Source organism: Balneola sp. (genome assembly GCA_002694685.1).
Classification (GTDB): Bacteria; Bacteroidota; Rhodothermia; order Balneolales; family Balneolaceae; genus Gracilimonas.
This window is the reverse complement of sequence record NZMW01000001.1, coordinates 1-17,219: the sequence shown is the minus strand read 5'-3', so window position 1 is coordinate 17,219 and position 17,219 is coordinate 1. Positions and strand designations below refer to the sequence as shown.

15 protein-coding genes and 1 pseudogene are annotated in these 17,219 nt (G+C 42.2%); 4 read left to right on the top strand and 12 right to left on the bottom strand.

Features of this window, described 5'->3' with window-relative positions; all coding sequences use genetic code 11:
* Positions 1–105 precede the first annotated feature (105 nt).
* The 6 genes and pseudogenes from CL667_00080 to CL667_00055 all read right to left on the bottom strand — a co-directional run bounded on the left by CL667_00080 (position 106) and on the right by CL667_00055 (position 5,613).
* Positions 106–960, bottom strand: a complete 855-nt coding sequence (locus CL667_00080) for a 3-hydroxybutyryl-CoA dehydrogenase (protein ID MAL16078.1) — start codon at positions 958–960, stop codon at positions 106–108.
* 148 nt (positions 961–1,108) lie between these two features.
* Positions 1,109–1,696, bottom strand: a pseudogene (locus CL667_00075) (hypothetical protein).
* Between the two features lie 119 nt (positions 1,697–1,815).
* Positions 1,816–4,317: a hypothetical protein gene (locus CL667_00070; protein MAL16077.1), complete on the bottom strand. Its 2,502-nt coding sequence runs from the start codon at positions 4,315–4,317 to the stop codon at positions 1,816–1,818.
* Between the two features lie 8 nt (positions 4,318–4,325).
* Positions 4,326–4,721 (bottom strand): hypothetical protein, encoded by a 396-nt coding sequence (locus tag CL667_00065; protein MAL16076.1) that lies wholly within the window; start codon positions 4,719–4,721, stop codon positions 4,326–4,328.
* Entirely contained in the window at positions 4,718–4,960 is a 243-nt protein-coding gene (locus CL667_00060) for a hypothetical protein (protein MAL16075.1), read from the bottom strand. The genes CL667_00065 and CL667_00060 overlap by 4 nt, the downstream gene beginning before the upstream one ends.
* A 29-nt stretch (positions 4,961–4,989) precedes the next feature.
* Positions 4,990–5,613: an ABC transporter permease gene (locus CL667_00055; GenBank protein ID MAL16074.1), complete on the bottom strand. Its 624-nt coding sequence runs from the start codon at positions 5,611–5,613 to the stop codon at positions 4,990–4,992.
* Between the two features lie 129 nt (positions 5,614–5,742).
* On the opposite strand from CL667_00055, the gene CL667_00050 reads away from it, so the two are divergent.
* From CL667_00050 to CL667_00040, 3 genes are all read left to right on the top strand, one after another.
* Positions 5,743–6,249 carry a hypothetical protein gene (locus tag CL667_00050; GenBank protein ID MAL16073.1) on the top strand — a complete coding sequence of 169 codons (507 nt, stop codon included), beginning with the start codon at positions 5,743–5,745 and terminating at the stop codon, positions 6,247–6,249.
* Positions 6,250–6,345: 96 nt separating this feature from the next.
* Positions 6,346–8,697 carry a S9 family peptidase gene (locus CL667_00045; GenBank protein ID MAL16072.1) on the top strand — a complete coding sequence of 784 codons (2,352 nt, stop codon included), beginning with the start codon at positions 6,346–6,348 and terminating at the stop codon, positions 8,695–8,697.
* Positions 8,698–8,847: 150 nt separating this feature from the next.
* Positions 8,848–11,196 (top strand): S9 family peptidase, encoded by a 2,349-nt coding sequence (locus CL667_00040; GenBank protein MAL16071.1) that lies wholly within the window; start codon positions 8,848–8,850, stop codon positions 11,194–11,196.
* A 268-nt stretch (positions 11,197–11,464) separates the two neighbouring features.
* On the opposite strand, the gene CL667_00035 is transcribed toward CL667_00040, so the two are convergent.
* The 5 genes from CL667_00035 to CL667_00015 form a co-directional block, all read right to left on the bottom strand.
* A complete protein-coding gene (locus tag CL667_00035; GenBank protein MAL16070.1) occupies positions 11,465–11,791 on the bottom strand; it encodes an excinuclease ABC subunit C in 327 nt (108 codons plus the stop codon).
* Between the two features lie 213 nt (positions 11,792–12,004).
* Positions 12,005–13,255: an MFS transporter gene (locus tag CL667_00030; protein ID MAL16069.1), complete on the bottom strand. Its 1,251-nt coding sequence runs from the start codon at positions 13,253–13,255 to the stop codon at positions 12,005–12,007.
* A 150-nt stretch (positions 13,256–13,405) separates the two neighbouring features.
* Positions 13,406–13,852 (bottom strand): dUTP diphosphatase, encoded by a 447-nt coding sequence (locus CL667_00025; protein ID MAL16068.1) that lies wholly within the window; start codon positions 13,850–13,852, stop codon positions 13,406–13,408.
* Positions 13,849–14,646 (bottom strand): DUF3108 domain-containing protein, encoded by a 798-nt coding sequence (locus CL667_00020; protein MAL16067.1) that lies wholly within the window; start codon positions 14,644–14,646, stop codon positions 13,849–13,851. Before CL667_00020 ends, CL667_00025 begins: the two co-directional genes overlap by 4 nt.
* Before the next feature lie 36 nt (positions 14,647–14,682).
* The gene (locus CL667_00015) at positions 14,683–15,045 is read right to left on the bottom strand and encodes a hypothetical protein (protein ID MAL16066.1); all 363 of its coding nucleotides are present in this window, start codon (positions 15,043–15,045) and stop codon (positions 14,683–14,685) included.
* Between the two features lie 98 nt (positions 15,046–15,143).
* Between CL667_00015 and CL667_00010 the strand changes: the two genes are divergently transcribed.
* On the top strand, positions 15,144–15,644 hold the full coding sequence (locus CL667_00010; GenBank protein ID MAL16065.1) for a hypothetical protein: 501 nt from the start codon (positions 15,144–15,146) through the stop codon (positions 15,642–15,644).
* Positions 15,645–15,958: 314 nt separating this feature from the next.
* On the opposite strand, the gene CL667_00005 is transcribed toward CL667_00010, so the two are convergent.
* A complete protein-coding gene (locus tag CL667_00005) occupies positions 15,959–16,921 on the bottom strand; it encodes an integrase (protein MAL16064.1) in 963 nt (320 codons plus the stop codon).
* Positions 16,922–17,219 lie beyond the last annotated feature (298 nt).

Here is a 17,219-nt window from a genome sequence, read left to right as displayed (position 1 = left end):
CTTTAGGTAAATATACTCCTCGCGATGACCGACTTTTTACTTATAAATTACTTCGTTAAGCTATAGGTGCAGATTGATTCGTTACCACTTTGATCAAGTAATTTTCTAGTCGTACTTATAAAACCCTTCGCCGGTTTTGTTACCGAGTTTACCGGCATCAACCATTTTAACAAGCAATGGAGCTGGGCGGTATTTAGGGTCTTTAAATCCTTCGTATAGCACATTTAAAATATCAAGGCATACATCTAGCCCAATAAAGTCAGCTAACCGAAGAGGTCCCATTGGGTGAGCCATACCGAGCTTCATCACCTCATCTACGTTCTCTGCTGTTGCCACTCCTTCGCCGACACAAAAAATTGCTTCGTTAATCATGGGCATCAGCACGCGATTGCTAACAAATCCGGGAGCATCGTTTACTGGAACTGGAACTTTGTTGAGTTTCTCAGAAGTCATTTCAACTAGTTCGTAAGTAGCGTCATCCGTTTGAAGTCCTTTAACAATTTCTACCAGCTTCATCACCGGAACAGGATTAAAGAAATGCATCCCAATAAATTTCTCCGGGCGAGAAGTAAGAGCGGCTAGCTTGGTAATGGAAATAGAAGATGTGTTTGAACCAAAAATTGCATGATCAGGAGCAGCTTCATCAACTTGTTGCCACACAGACTTTTTGATATCTAGATTCTCGGGAACGGCTTCTACTACGAGGTCAGCATCTTTAACACCTTCAGCAATATCCAGAAAAACAGTAATGCTATCGAGTGTGGATGACTTCTTAGCTTCATCAATCTTTTCCTTTTTCACCATTCGGTCGAGGTTCTTCTCAATAGTTCCGACCGCGCGATCAGCGAACTCTTGTTTAGTCTCAATGAGATTAACAGAAAACCCATTCATAGCAAATACGTGTGCAATGCCATTTCCCATCGTTCCACCGCCAATTACGGCTACTTTCTTAACGTCCATTATATCCTATTACTTTTGATTTGAATTTTTGTCAGGTTAGGGCTTTTGGAAGCGTTTTTCAAGGCGCTGGAGTTCCTTTTTAGAAAAAATTCATTTCAGAATTCAAGACGGAATTATTGCTTCTGAAAAGCATAAAATCCAAAATTTTCTAAAAGTTAAATCGAAGATTAGCTGTTACACCCGGCTGACCGAATGTATTTACATACGTAAAACTGGCTTCCGGAATATTCTGGGAAAGGTCCCGGGCATGAATGAAAGCACTCAATCCACTTACCAGTCTATTTACGACCATTAAAGAAACTAAGGTTGGAAGTTGGCTTCGGCTTCGTTCTACCCTTTCACGTGCATCCTGATACTGAAAGCGAAGTTCAGTGCTTTCCCAATTCCAGTTAAATTCCTGAGTTTCTGGAAAGACTTGGTCCCAATTACGGGTTCTTAGCTGAGCATCATTATAGGCGGCAAGGTTATTATAATTACCAACCGCTAATATATACTGCCTTGACTTGCCTTCAAGGTTGGTATTAGCCTTGGCACTGGCAAAGGTGTAGTAATCGTTCTCGAGATAGTTCGCGCGGGCGTCCAATCCAAAGTAAGAAAGTACTAAAACTACTTCGCCGGCCAGGTGGTATTTACCACGGTTCCAATTATCATTTTCAGCATAATAATGTCCCCAGCCCGGAACTACTAAGGAGCGCAAAAAAGCTCCTCTTGGTGATGGTGAGTCTTCTTTTGTTTGAACCTGAGCTTCAACACCAGGACTGAATATTACAGCGAATAAAATAATGAACACTGAACATTGAACATTCAATGAAGAAGTGACTTTCTTAAACTTCGAATAGTTCATAATTCAGTTTTTTAGGATTCTGTGTTTTTCTCCTTCTCACGTCCCCAATGTCGGAAAATAGAAATGCTAAATCCAGCCATGAGAATAAACGTGCCCAACCATACAACGGAAATAAATGGTTTCTCGTCTGCAACAATGAGCACCCATTCCGGTTCATACTCTTCTTCGAGTCCGGTAACGGTAAGTTCTATGCTGTTTTCTTGCGGGTTGATTTCAGTGAACTGGAATTCAAGATCAAAATCAGGAACCCTAGCCGGAGGCGAGTAAATATAACTTTGTCCATCCTGACTGTACACTGCGAATAAAGGCTCTAAAGTGATAACCCTATCACTTGCGGGATGAATAAGCTCGACTTCGGCACGTACACCTATGGTAGTGTTTGGAGGAAGTTCTGAGCTGTCTGTTCGGGCGTAATTAACAAACCGAATTTTAAACTTCCCGATGTCAGCTGTCTGCCCGGGATTTAAATTCATTTTCTGAACATTAGGTTCTTCTGCAGAAACCGTGTCCTGAGCAGAAGCATTTTGCATCATTTGCCGATTCTTCTGAGCCTGATCGTTTTGCTCCTGCACATATGAACTTCCGCCAACATATAAATAGATATCGCTGAGTAAACCGGTTCTCACATCCGGGTCAACGGACCATTGGATATTCTCAGCTGTAGAGGTAGTTAGCATCGGGTACACTTCCGGATTCATGTAAAATGGTTTACCGCCATCAATTGGCTCAAACTTAATCCTGTATGTCTGCTGCCCTCTTCTGATTGTATTATCGAGCTCGTATCCTTCATAAGTCACGGCGTATCTGTTATCAACGATGACCGGTTCGTCCAGATTAAGCAACAGCATTTCTTCTTTCTGAGTGACTTTAAAGCCTTGTTCATCCATAACCTCACCCTGCTCTACAGCTACATTATAGTTCGCTGTTTTCTGATCAACCAGTACCGAGTTGTAGGCTGATGAAGCCAGGATTCCAACCAACAGTAACCCAAAGCCAATGTGAGTCAGAGACCCTCCAATTAGTTTTGGATTCTTGAACGTTAACCGAACAAGCACCCACGCATTTCCAAATACAGCAAAGTATCCGCAAAACAAATAAACCATGTAATACAGATTCCGAACATCACCTAAAATTATGGAAACAACGGTAACAACACTGGTAACCAAAAGCGGATTGATAAGCGCGGATGCCAAAGTTTCAGCATCGTATTTTTTCCAGAACAGGTATTGACCCAGAACCGTAAAAATGGCCATAATCATTACGATCGGCATGCTCCAGTCGTTATAAAAACTTATTTCAGGAGGAGTTGGGTTCTCAACAAATAACTTTCCTAAAATCGGCGAGCTTGTCCCAAGTATAATGACGAGACCTAAAATTAAAAGGAGCATTGCCCCTGTTACCGTCATGAATTCACGGCTTAAAATCTTAGCCTCTTTTTCCGGTGAAGGCATTTCCTTGTATCTCCAGAAGAATAGACCCAGTCCTACTCCCGTTACCACAAGCATGAATGCGAGCAACTGATTATATAATCCTAAATCCACAAAGCTGTGAACGGAAGAACTCCCCAAAATCCCCGAGCGGGTTAAAAATGTTTCGTACACTACAGCCACGTATGCCAGTATCGCGAATAAAATAGATGACTTTTGAGCCACTGAACTTTTCCGCTGAATAATCATGGTATGAATTCCAGCTGTACCAATCAGCCATGGAACCAATGAGGCATTTTCAACCGGATCCCAAGCCCAATATCCACCAAAGGAAAGCGTGACATAGGCCCAATATCCTCCAAGAAAAATCGCTGTCAACAATGAAACGTTAGCACTAAGCGTCCACGGTAAAGCAGGACCAATCCATTCGTTGTATTTCTGCTTCCATAAGGCTGCCATCGCAAAGCAATAAGGAATGGTCATCATAGCAAAACCCACAAATAGAATCGGAGGATGAATCATCATCCAGGGGCTTTTCAACAAGTCATTTAAACCACTACCGTCATTTGGAATGAAATCCGGATTGGATTGCAGGAACGGCGCATTTGGCATTTCCTCTGCTATGGTTCTAAATGGAGAAGCACCTAATTTCAGGCCAAATATATCCCATCCCAGTAACATTGAAAGTAAAAATACCTGAGTCAGTGTAAGAAAGAAAAGAACCGGAGCTTTGTAGGGTTTCCGGGTCCACTTCATCAACCCAAAACCAAAGAACGCGGTAAAGAGAATCCAGAGCATAAAGCTGCCCTCTTGTCCCCCATAAAACGCAGACCAAAGGTAGCGCGGAGCCAAGTCAAGGCTAGTGTAATTGAACACATAGTAATACTGGAATTGGTGCTGAAAAATCAGATACACTAAAATTCCAGAAGCTGCTACAAGAAAAGTGGTCTTGGCAGCAAATAGCCAGTTTCCGGCTCTCAATGTACTTTCTTGATCGCGGTTGGCTGAAATGAAATAAAAGATCATAGCCGCCAAAGATGTGACAAAGGAGGCGGAGATCAGGATTTTACCTATAATTCCTAACATAAAGACAGTTATCCCTGAGCAGCTTCACTAAATTGACTTGGATCGGCATCGTTGTACTTAGACGGACACTTCATTAGCATCTCATTTGCGTAAAAGGTATCACCTTTCATCTCCCCAATCACCACCAATTGATCAGCTTGTTCAAAGTTGTTTGGCTTAGGTTTAGGATAGACTACTTTTTTAGAAACGCCGTCTTCATCCTTCATGTAGAAGATGAATTTTTTAGTTTCTAATGAGAATTCGGCTCCCTTATCAGCATCCCATGTTCCGGGAATATGGGCACTGCCCATTTCTGAAGCACCTTCAAAGGTGGTATAAGTACTTATGCTCTCACCGAAGTTGTACATCAACAACGAGGTAAAACCAACAATAGCTACGATTCCAATAATCAGTTTCGGTTTCATGCTTCTTTAGATGATTGAATTTGTTCTTCCAGTTTACTCACTTTCTTATCTACACGGAAAAGAAAGAATAGAAGTACCGCCCAGATTATCAGGCTTACTCCCAGCACTACATATATAAGTTCGTTTGATGACATAAATTGAATAAATGCTCCAGCTTCTTCTGCACCCGGAGCCCCACTCCAATTGTTAGAGTAAGATTGGGTCAGCGTATCAACGGCAGCGAGTGAATTTTCTTGCATTAATTTCTAATTCTTTTCGAATGATAAAGTTACGAATTCTCAATCTCGAATTGAACCTTTTTATATCGATGAACGACATCATAAATCCAGAACGACATTGCAATGAATCCAATGAAGGCCGGATATAGAATATAACGAAGTTCAGCGGCTGTTATCTCGCTAAAAGCCGGATTACCGTCGGCCCCGGGATGCAAGCTTGTTAGCTGGCGCGGAACCACATACAACAAAAAAGGAATGGTAGTGACAGCGAAAATATTATAAACAGCTGATAATTTTGCGCGTTTATCCTGATCATCAAAAGCCGAGCGCAACACAAAATAAGCCACATATATCATCATTGCGAGTGCTGCAAGGTTCATTTTGGGTTCAGCAAATGTCCACCAGGAGCCCCAGGTAAACCGTGCCCACAGTGAGCCAGTCAGCAGACCACAAATCCCAAATGCTACACCCACAGAAGCAGCCGAAGAGGCTTTGATATCGAACTCCATGTTCGGCTCATTCAGATATTGGATGCTATACCAAAAGCTGATTATAAACATGAAAAACATAGTCATCCACATGGGAACGTGGAAAAAGATATTCCGTGCCGTTTGTTCGAGAATTGGGATGTCAGGAATTTCGATTAAAAATCCGCCGGCAATAACTAAAGTCATCCAGACGGCTACTACGTATTTCCAGGTTTTCAAAAGTATTCGAATTTTATTAACTATGGCTACGTTTTACGGTGTAAAATATACAAATTTACAACCGATAATTTGAGGATATAATCTGTAAAATTTGACATGAACAACAACGAAAAATCAATCATTATCACTCCCTCGTGGAAAGCTTTTTTCTGGCATTACTTTTTCGGGGTTTTATTAATACCCATTTTAATTGGCTTCTACTTTATCTGGAAAGCTTCCAAAACAAGAAGCGGGATTTCTTATAAAATAACTGATCGTAAAATCACAGTTACTGATGGGCATATATCCCAAAACATTGATCTGGTTGATATAAAGCAGGCACGATCAGGAGATCTTAGATTTGGTGTAGGAAGTGTCACGCTGAGAACCCAAGGCAGAGAGGTCGAGCTTATTGGCCTTGAAAATCCTGAATTGATCAGTTCTTCAATTGAAAAAGCTATTGAAGCCGAACTCAAAAGGCTTGAAGCTGAGAAGCAGACCAAACCCAGAGAAACAAAATATAGCCCGGGTTCTATGGACCAGCTAGAATACCTTACCGGACTTTGGCAACAGGGTTTAATTGACGATGAGGAATTCAAATCTCAGAAACAAAACCTTGACTGATACCTGCCTTTGCCTTCTGCCCTCTCTTATTTATGACAGTGTTTTACAAAATTAAGTCGTTTATTTCAGACCTAATCTAAACATCAATGTCACTTTATGAATACTACTTTTACTAAATCTTCTCTTTTAGCCATATTATTTGTGGCTTTTTTCTCAAATGTTGGGTTTTCGCAACAGGCAAATTTTGAGGCCGCCGAACGTTTTACCGGCGAAAAAATGGACAAATTAATTGGAAGTACTTCAGTCTTTCCACGATGGATTGAAGACACCAATAATTTTTGGTACACCTATGAAAACAACCAAGGCAGAAACTGGTATTATGTAAATGCCGAACGACCTTCTCAACGTCTTCTTTTTGATCAGGAAGATCTGGCGGCTCAGCTTACTGAAATTTTTGAACGGCCTTTCAATTCGAAAGACCTGGATCTTGACGGCTTTGACTATGATACTGACCGAGAGCTTTTCACATTCCACATTGACAGTGTTGAATTCACTTACAGCGTAGATGGAAGCAATCTTGTTAAAGGCGATTCTTTAGAAGCAGAGGAACGAGAACGATGGGCTACCTACTCTCCTGACAGCACTTACATCGCATTCGCTAAAAATCACAACCTGTTTATTATGCGAAGTGATGATGAAGACAGTACCGAGATTCAGCTTACAGAAGACGGTGAGCGCTGGTTTAGTTATCAGGCCGACCAAAGTGACACTACAAGTGATGAGAGATTACGAGCAAGAGTCAGCTTCTTTGATGACGAGAGTAAGATTTATCTGACCCGTACAGATGACCGTAAAGTAGAAGACCTTTGGGTGATTAATGTAGGTGGCAAAAGACCATCTTTAGAAACCTATAAATATTCTATGCCCGGTGATGAAGAAATTGGTATCCCTCAGGTTGAAGTGATTGATATTGCCAGCCGTGAACGGGTGATCATGGATACAGATAAGTGGGAAGATCAGGAACTGAGAGCTAATTATGGCAATCATCAAACCGGAGATTACAAATCTACCCCTTCTGACAAACTCTATATCTACCGCGAAAACAGAACTTCGGATAAAGTTGATATCCTGATTGGTAATACTGAAACCGGAGAAACAGAAGTTCTCCTCAGCGAAACCAGCGAGCCCTACTTTAACTGGAGCTTCCAGGATTTGGCTATCATCAACGATGGTGAAGAGTACATTTGGTGGAGCGAAAGAACCGGATGGGGTCAATTGTACCGATATGACTCTGATGGAAATCTTAAAAACCGAATCACTACTGGAAATTTTGTAGTAGGTGATATTGTGAAAATAGATACCTCAGCTCAAACAATTTACTTTGAAGGTTACGGCCGAGATGGCGATCACCCATATTACGAGCATTTATACAGTGTTCGCTTTGATGGATCAAACTTCAAACATCTGACTCCTGAAAATGCTGACCATAGCGTTTCTGAATCCGACAAAGACAACTATTTCGTTGATAACTATTCACGAGTTGATATGCCGACGAGATCTGTTATAAGAGATCGTAATGGTAAAATCATCCTCACACTTCAGGAAGTTGATATGACTGAAGCTGAAAATATTGGATGGGAAGCGCCAGAAGAATTTAAGATTAAAGCTGCCGATGGTGCCACCGATCTATATGGTGTAATGTGGAAACCATTCGATTTCGATTCAACGAAATCCTACCCCATTATTTCCTATGTATATCCAGGACCACAAACAGAGCCTTTCCCAACCAGTTTCTCTCTGCAGGGATATACCGGTAGAAATCAGGCTTTGGCACAACTCGGCTTTGTAGTTGTAGCATTTGGTAACCGCGGTGGTAGTCCGGTTCGCTCTCGTTACTACCATACGTATGGCCATGGTGATCTTCGTGATTACCCTCTTGCTGATAATAAATATGGTATCGAGCAATTGGCTGCCCGACATTCTTTTGTTGATCAAAATAAGGTTGGAATCTTTGGTCATTCAGGCGGTGGTTTTATGAGTACAGCTGCACTGTTAACCTATCCAGATTTTTATGATGTAGCTGTCTCTTCTGCCGGTAACCACGATAATAACGTGTACAATCACTGGTGGAGTGAAACGCATAATGGCGTGAAGAGAACTACAAAGACCATCAAAGAGATGAATGAAGACAGCGTGGAAGTTGAACGCGAAGAAGTTACTTTCGACGGCCCTATTGAAACCAACGGAGCTTTGGCAAAGAACCTCAAAGGTCACCTCCTACTTGTTCACGGAAACATTGACAACAATGTGCACCCGGCAAATACTCTTCGTTTAGCCGATGAGCTTATTAAAGCTGGCAAACGATTTGATATGATGATTTTACCAGGTCGCCGACATGGCTTCGGTCAATATCAGTCTTATTTCGAACGACAAAAATGGTATTATTTTTCCCAGCACCTTTTAGGTGATTATCGCTCTAATGTAGATTTCAATCTTCCTGAAGACTAAATCACTGTAAAATAATTTAAGCCGGATTCACTTTTGAATCCGGCTTTTTTTATGCCAGCGAAAAAAATAATCACCCCAAACAATTATGAATATTTTACAAAAATATCCCTTTAATTAAACCAGCCATAAATTTAGAACGAAGTCAAAACAATGATCAACAGAATTATAAAAAGCATATTCGCTTTAGCCCTGCTAACTGTTTGTTTAAACACGACCGCAGCAGCACAAGCAAATTTTGAAGCCGCCGAACGCTTTACCGGCGAAAAGATGGACAAACTGATTGGCGATACTTTTGTATGGCCCAGATGGATTGAAGACACCGACACCTTTTGGTATCCTTTTGAAAATGCCGAAGGCACCAACTGGTATTTTGTAGATGCGGCTCGGGGCAATCAGCGAGAATTGTTTGACCGTGAAGTGATGGCTTCCCAGCTATCGGAAATGTTTAACCGGACATTCAACTCCAAAGATTTGGAGCTCAATGATTTTGAATACGACACCGACAAAGAGCGATTCACCTTCCATGTAGATAGCATCAATTTCACCTATAATGTGAATGGTAATAGGTTGGTAAAAGGGGATTCTTTAAGTGAAGAGAAAGAGGAAAGATGGGCAAGCTACTCCCCCGACAGTACCTGGATTGCATTCGCCAAAAATCATGACCTTTTTGTGATGCGTGCCGATGATGAAGACAGCACCGAAATTCAGCTTACCGTTGATGGTAAAAAATGGTTCAGCTACCAAGCCGATGACAGTGACACTACATCTGATGAACGACTAAGAGCACGTGCAAATTGGTTTGAGGATTCACAGAAATTATGGGTGAAGCGTCAGGACAAAAGGCTTGTAGATGATCTCTGGGTTATCAACTCCTTGGGCGACCGTCCTACTTTGGAAACGTATAAATATCCTATGCCCGGAGAAGAAGATATTTATGTAGACGAGATTAAAGTGTTTGATCCTGATGCGGAAACATCCGTTACCCTTGATACCGACAAGTGGGAAGATCAATCACTTGGTGGTGCTTATTTTAATGGTGGAGGTATTTTTGAGACCGATAAATCAGATTATCTGTATATACTCCGTCGTGACCGTACCTGGAGTAAAATTGACGTATTGAAAGCGAATACCACTAGCGGGGAAGTTGAAGTGTTGTTCTCAGAAGAGAGCAAGCCTTATTTCAATACCAGATATGCCCAGCTTGCCATCATTAATGAAGGTGAAGAATATATCTGGTGGAGTGAAAGAACCGGATGGGGTCAGCTTTACCGATACGATTCTAACGGAAACCTCAAGAATAGAATCACAAACGGATACTATACCGTTGGCGATATTGCTAAAATCGATACGGCCGCTCAAACCATTTATTACTCTGCGTATGGAAAAGAAGAAGGACAAAATCCTTATTTTGAGAATCTTTATTCCGTTCGTTTTGATGGCTCCCGTTCTCGTCATCTAACTCCTGAAGATGCTAATCATAACATCAACGCATCCGAAGAAGGCAACTACTTTGTAGACAACTATTCCCGTGTTGATATGCCAACCAGAGCCGTTGTTAGAGATGCCTCCGGAGAAGTAAAAATTCAACTTCAGCAGGTTGATATGACCGCTGCTGAAGAAATTGGATGGGAAGCACCGGAAGAATTTAAAGTGAAAGCAGCTGACGGAGCTACCGACCTTTACGGTGTGATGTGGAAACCGTTCGACTTTGATTCCACCAAGTCCTATCCCATCATTACCTACGTATATCCGGGACCACAGACAGAGCCCTTCCCTACCAGTTTTTCAGTGGGTGGTTCAACCGGAAGAAACCAATCGCTTTCCCAGCTTGGCTTTGTAGTGGTAGCCTTTGGACAGCGCGGCGGTAGCCCAATCCGATCCAAGTACTATCACAACTATGGATATGGCGATATGCGCGATTATCCTCTTGCTGATAATAAGTACGGTATTGAGCAACTCGCCTCCCGACACTCTTTTGTAGATCAGGATCGTGTCGGGATCTTCGGACATTCCGGAGGTGGCTTTATGAGTACAGCTGCTTTGCTCACTTATCCTGATTTTTATGATGTAGCTGTGTCATCAGCTGGTAACCATGACAACAACATCTATAATATCTGGTGGGGTGAAGTTCATAATGGGGTTAAAGAAACCCGCAAAACCGTTAAGGTTATGAATGAAGACAGCGTTGAAGTTGAGAAAGAGGGAATCACCTTTGATGGCCCTGTTGAAACCAATGCTGCTCTAGCCGGAAACCTGAAAGGGAAACTACTGCTTGTTCATGGTGACATGGATAACAACGTACATCCGGCCAACACTATCCGTCTTGCTGATGCCCTCATCAAAGCCGGTAAGCGTTTTGATATGATGATTCTTCCAGGACGACGACATGGTTTCGGACCTTACAATCCCTACTTCCAGCGGATGATGTGGTACTATTTCTCAGAGCACCTGCTTGGAGACTACAGAACTAATGTAGATTTCAATCTGCCGGAAGACTAAGAGAATATCGAACATTGAATAAAGAACATTCAACGCCGAAGTGGTAAACCTGCTTCGGCGTTTTTTGTGATTCTTTATTTCTTACTTAATTTTCCCACCCGGTCATTGCGAGGCGCTCATAATGTTGAATCTAGGATTGGGAAGCTAAACAACGAAGCAATCTCCCTGAACCGGCACCCCACCCCAAGTAGTGCGTGGAGATCGCCGTGTCGAAATGCATTATGGTTCGATTTCTGGCACCAATACTCCTCGCGATGACGGACTTTTCTTACATTTTGTTTGGATTCTTATATCCTTCAGGGATGATATCTTCATAAAGATCTCTCCACTTTGGATTGATAGAATTAACCAAGTCAATCTTGTTCTGTCTGGAACCACCTTTAATTTGTTTCTCTCTTTCAATTGCATGAATCGGATCGCCCGGACCTTCAAAATAGACTAATTGATCAACGTTGTACTTTTTTGTGAACCCCTTAACCTGTTTGTTTTTATGTTGCCAAATACGATTTACTAAATCGCTCGTTACACCGGTGTAGAGTACGGTGTGATTTTTATTAGTGAGGATATAAATATATAGATCTTTGTCTCTACTCATTTTAGATTATAGTAAATCAGACTCGTCATTTCCAGTTGACCGATATCAGCCGGTCATTGCGAGGCACTCATAATGTTGAATGTAGGATTGGGAAGCTAAACAACGAAGCAATCTCCCTGAACCGGCACCCCACCCCAAGTAGTGCATGGAGATCGCCGCGTCGAAAGGCAGCATGATTCGATTTCTGGCACCAATACTCCTCGCGATGACGGGTTATTTATCAGCTTGCCAGGCTTTTTCGTCTTTGGTAATCGTAAAGCTCCACCAAATTCCTCCTAAAACCATGATTCCACCATACACCATAATGAGTGGTTTTACGGTCATTAATTCTAACTCAAGGATGAGGGAAGCGATAATGGTCGAAATAGAACTGCCTATCGTGAACAATAGCCACTCGGTGCTGAACACGCGTCCCCGAAAAGTATCCTGTGTTCTTTTTTGAAGGAGTACCGTACTTGTCACCCAATTTGTGCCCGATGCCGAATGTGCAAGCAGCACAAAAATCAGCATCAGATAAATGCTGTTTACCAACCCAACAATCATATACATCAACCCACAAAAAGTGATGGCTAAACCCATTACCATGACCCAGTCTTTTTCGTCACTAAATAGCCGCCTCCCTATTACCGGACCAATTCCTGTTCCAATTCCCCGTGCTCCATAAAGCAGCCCAAGTCCAATACTTCCCATCATCAGCACTTCTTCACTGACGATGATGAGCAAGTAAACGAGTCCACCCAGAAATACAGTAGAGGTTCCTTTAGCCAGTGTCGGGCGCAGAATTTGGCGGTTATCCATCAGGTAGCTTAACCCTTCTTTGATTCCTTTGAGTGGGTTTCGGGTTCTGTACATTTCCTCTTTTGAAAGCCTTTTCTGTGGAATCGTGGCCCGATATACAAACCAAGCCGAAATCACGTAGCTGATAGAATCCAGGATAAGCACGTTATCGGTTCCCAGCCATTCAGTCGCAAAACCGCCGATCGCCATTCCTGTGGTGAAGATTATACTCCAGCTTGCCGTAGATATGATATTGGCATTGGTGAGGTTTGCCTCTGAGGTGACATTAGGAATAGAGGAAGTTTTAGCCGGTTCAAAAACTGCGGATAACATCATTTGAACAGCCGTAAGCACATAGGCCAGCCAAAGCATTTCAACCGACTGAACAAGAATAATCCCCAAAACAGCCAACCCTCTCAACAAATCACACCAGATCATTAAATTACGGCGATTAAACCGATCAGCGATATAGCCGGCAAAAGGTGAGAAAAGAGCCAGACTCAACATCTTCACAACAATGATAAGCCCTAACAGAAATTCTGAATCCGAATATTTGCCGATGATGGCATAGAGAGCCAGTAAGCCAAACCAATCCCCAAAGTTAGAAATTGACTGACTGATCCAAAGACGTCGAAAGTCTTTGTTTTCTTTGATGAGCGTTAGATACGGACGGAGGTTGTTAGTCATAGATAATTGCTGGCAGCTTTCAGGCTTTAACTGTCAGCTTGGGAATACAGATTTAAACTTTTGCAGATCCTTCGGAGGTATCCTCAGGATGACTTTTTGAATAGGTGTTCAGAGTTCCTTGTTGAGTGTTGAATGTTCGATATTCAATGTTCAACCAACTCCCGTGCTGCCAAACCCGCCTTCCCCCCGATCCGTTTCATCGAGCTCGTCTACTTCAAGCAGTGGAAGTTGTGTAACCGGTGCAATCACCATTTGGGCAATTCGGTCGCCGTGATTAACCACAAAGTCCTCTTGCCCGTGGTTGATTGCGATCACCTTCACCTCTCCCCGGTAGTCCGCATCAATGGTTCCGGGAGAATTCAACATCGTTATTCCATTTCTGATAGCCAGTCCACTGCGGGGACGGATTTGAGCCTCATATCCCTCCGGTAAAGCCATTTGAAAACCTGTTGGAATCAGCGTTCTATCTCCCGGTTTTAGGGTGATAGATTCTGTAACTGCAGCCCGGATATCCATTCCGGCAGCATTCACCGTTTCATAATTCGGCAAGGACAAATCCTTTCCATGCTCCAGCTTCTTGATCAAAACTTTATTCATAATTCTTCTCGTGTATAATCTATCATTCGTACAATTACATTTCCCCAAAGTACTTTTACCCGGGCTTCAAGAGGAACCCTCAGGTCGTCGTCCAGGAACCATGCTCTGAACCTGCCGGAAAAACCAAAAGGCCCTTCAATTTTTTCCGTATTTCCTTCCATCAGATAGGCATCTACGGGACCATCAAAAGGCTCATAATTACGTTTCTCTGTTTTAAGGGAGTTATCGGCGAAGATATAGCCCGCCTCTTTCGTTACATAAACCGGAAGTGTATAATCCTCCTCGCTTCCAGCAAATAGTCGGGAAAAATAGAAAATCAAATGACCCGATGTGGCAGGGTCTTCCAAAGCCAGTGTATCCCGGGTGTCGTCTTCCTCCTTGTAATACACCTTCCCTATATCACGATCAAACCAATACTCTATTTCATCGTATTCGTTTTCATCAATGTTATCCTTCCAGTATTTAACCTCTAAAGGCAGCCCTTCTTCATTCACATAAAACAAGCTGTGAAACCGATCCAGTTCGGTACCCATGAATGGGATACTTGGGTTCGACTCAATTTCAGTAAGGAGATGATTCAGGGTTCGGCCCTCATAAACCGAATCGCTGAGCAGCTCTACATTCACCCAGCCCAATTTGAAAAAGCCATATTTAACCTCATAGCGGAAGGTTTCCTTCACCGAAAAAAGCTCCTCCATAGTAGGCGGAGTACTACTGCTATCCGGAAAAGAATGCTGTGCCATCACCGGTGTGGTGAACAGCAATAAAAGTATGATGAGTAAATTTTTTGTCATAATTGAGCCTGCCCTACAACGGGTGTATAAAACCGATTATTTCTCTTCCGGATCCTCTTCGGCAACAAAAGCTTCAAAAGAATCTTCGTCATAACCCACCAAAACAGACTCGTCCTTAATTAAAACCGGACGTTTAATCATGACCTGATGCTCCAAAAGCTGCTCAAATAGTTCATCATCGGATAAATCTTTATCCGCCAGACCTAAGTCTCTCCACTTGCGCCCGCGTTTATTCACCAATACATCCAGCCCAACTTTATACTCCAGCTCCTTGAGCTCTTCTCGGGTTAACGGATCTTTTCGGACGTCAATAAATTCATATTCAACATCATGAGTATCCATCCACTTTTTGGTATCTCTGATTTTGTTACAATTTTTTATTCCGGCAATATGCAGCATCGTTATATTATGGTGAATGTTTTGTATTTTTGTTGAACTGAAGATACGGTTTGTATCCCGAAATTCGAACGTAATGAACATCTAGTTCGTGCCATTTTATGTCAAAGTTTATTTCAATAACTATTTTTCTTTTTTCTCTACTATTACTGGCGGGCTGTACCCGGAATGATGCCCAGCGGGATTTCGAAAAACAAGCGTATACTTTTCCCGAAAATTTCACTCAAACCACCAATCAGGGTGCTATACAGGATGCAGATGAAGACGACTGGCGTACCTCGCCCCTGTTTCAGGGGTTGGTAGAAATTGTCCCTCCTTATCCGAATCCGGCTAATACATCTCAGGCTATTCAGTTTGAAGTAAACGTGACGGGCGTTAATTCTTTGAACGGAATTATTGTAATGACCCGCTTTGATGACAACGATTTCCGGACCATGTACCAGGATTTTGAATCCCTTCCCCAAGGACTTACCACCTTCCAAATCAATCCCATTGAGTTTGCTGAATTCGGTAATGTTGAAGGTGCCCGAGGATTGAACCGCGTATTCATCTTCAGCGGCAATCAGCAGATGATTTCCTACGGTGATATAATGGTGGAGTGATTGGATTTTCGGATGATCGATTGTTGATCTGTGATTTTCGATTTTAAACCAACCCCCTCCTTCATTCCTGCACAGGCAGGAATCTGGATGCTTGTCTTCAACCTCTTTTCCCTTTCCTGCACCAAGATCCCGGCTTTCCCTTCGGAGGTGCCCTCAGGATGACTCCTAATTTTGTTTCTTTATCTACCTCAAGTCATGCTGAGGATACCTCCGAAGCATCTTCATAGGGTTGATGCCGTTTCGTACTTGTGTAGGTCCTTCGAGGGTACTCTCAGGATGACTCCTAAATTTAATTTCATTCCTACATAAATTCATCAAATAGCATCAACCGGGGATTTGATGTAGTTGCCGCCTTTGTTGATGACGTGCGTGTAGATCATTGTGGTTTTGAGGTTTTTGTGGCCGAGGAGTTCCTGGACGGTGCGGATGTCGTAGCCGTTTTGGAGGAGGTGGGTTGCGAAGGAGTGGCGAAATGTATGACAACTCGCTTTCTTGTGAATTTGGGCTTTATGGAATGCTTCTTTAACTGCTTTCTGAATTGTTGAGCCGGAAATATGGTATCGCTGCCATTTACCGCTCCGCGGATCTTTTGCCCTGGTTTTAGAAGGAAATATATATTGCCAACCCAATTCGATCTCTGCATTAGGATATTTTCGTCTTAATGCTTTTGGCAGTGCCACGCTTCCATATCCCTTATTTAGATCTTTGGCATGTAAGTTTCTCACTTTCTGAATATGAGTCTTCAGTAGAGGCTGCAATCTTTCCGGTAATATGGTCACCCGATCACGAAGTCCCTTACTATTTCTGACAATGATCTGTTGATACTCAAAATCAAGATCGTGAACTCTAAGCCTGAGCGCTTCAGAAATCCTGAATCCGGAACTGTAGAGTAACTGGACAATTAACTTTTTTACTCCCGATAAGTGTTGCAATACCCTTGCTACTTCATTTTTTGAAAGTACCACGGGAAGGCGTTTTGGTTTCTTTGCTCTTTTCAGATCATCCAGTGTTCCGAAAGGTTGTTCGAGTATATGCTCGTATAGAAAAACAAGAGCGCACAAGGCTTGGTTTTGGGTGGATGCTGCTACATTCTTATCGTTGGCCAGGTAATTCAGATAGTCCACGATCTCGGATTTAGCCAATTTGCCCGGATGCCTGAAATCATGAAACTTTATAAACCTTTTGATCCAATTAATATATGCGGTTTCTGTTTTGTAGCTGTAATTCCTGCGTCTTATTTCGGTGCGGACTTGCTCTAAAAGTTTTGGTTTTTTCATGAAATACCCTTACTTGCCTTTTTTAGTAAGAGCGATTTCAAAGCCATTCCTTACAGATTTTATCAGGAAATATTATCTGGAATTTTTTGAGGATATAATTCCTGATAACATACTTCAATTTATATCAGGGACTTATAATTAACACATTTGTCTTTTTATAAAGAATTTTTGCACATTCCCTCATTCCAAATAATTATATGTTATAGGTAACTTTTTAAAAGAACAATGGAGAAAACAATTTTTAAAATTTCTGAAATGGATTGTCCTTCTGAAGAAAACCTAATCAGAATGAAACTTG

Bases quoted from the DNA above. Each gene is read 5' to 3' on its own strand.
- CL667_00070 (MAL16077.1), bottom strand. From the start codon at position 4,317: ATGTTAGGAATTATAGGTAAAATCCTGATCTCCGCCTCCTTTGTCACA.
- CL667_00010 (MAL16065.1), top strand. From the start codon at position 15,144: ATGTCAAAGTTTATTTCAATAACTATTTTTCTTTTTTCTCTACTATTA.
- CL667_00005 (MAL16064.1), bottom strand. From the start codon at position 16,921: ATGAAAAAACCAAAACTTTTAGAGCAAGTCCGCACCGAAATAAGACGC.
- CL667_00035 (MAL16070.1), bottom strand. From the start codon at position 11,791: ATGAGTAGAGACAAAGATCTATATATTTATATCCTCACTAATAAAAAT.
- CL667_00045 (MAL16072.1), top strand. From the start codon at position 6,346: ATGAATACTACTTTTACTAAATCTTCTCTTTTAGCCATATTATTTGTG.
- CL667_00050 (MAL16073.1), top strand. From the start codon at position 5,743: ATGAACAACAACGAAAAATCAATCATTATCACTCCCTCGTGGAAAGCT.
- CL667_00030 (MAL16069.1), bottom strand. From the start codon at position 13,255: ATGACTAACAACCTCCGTCCGTATCTAACGCTCATCAAAGAAAACAAA.
- CL667_00055 (MAL16074.1), bottom strand. From the start codon at position 5,613: ATGACTTTAGTTATTGCCGGCGGATTTTTAATCGAAATTCCTGACATC.
- CL667_00025 (MAL16068.1), bottom strand. From the start codon at position 13,852: ATGAATAAAGTTTTGATCAAGAAGCTGGAGCATGGAAAGGATTTGTCC.
- CL667_00080 (MAL16078.1), bottom strand. From the start codon at position 960: ATGGACGTTAAGAAAGTAGCCGTAATTGGCGGTGGAACGATGGGAAAT.
- CL667_00040 (MAL16071.1), top strand. From the start codon at position 8,848: ATGATCAACAGAATTATAAAAAGCATATTCGCTTTAGCCCTGCTAACT.
- CL667_00065 (MAL16076.1), bottom strand. From the start codon at position 4,721: ATGAAACCGAAACTGATTATTGGAATCGTAGCTATTGTTGGTTTTACC.
- CL667_00015 (MAL16066.1), bottom strand. From the start codon at position 15,045: ATGCTGCATATTGCCGGAATAAAAAATTGTAACAAAATCAGAGATACC.
- CL667_00020 (MAL16067.1), bottom strand. From the start codon at position 14,646: ATGACAAAAAATTTACTCATCATACTTTTATTGCTGTTCACCACACCG.
- CL667_00060 (MAL16075.1), bottom strand. From the start codon at position 4,960: ATGCAAGAAAATTCACTCGCTGCCGTTGATACGCTGACCCAATCTTAC.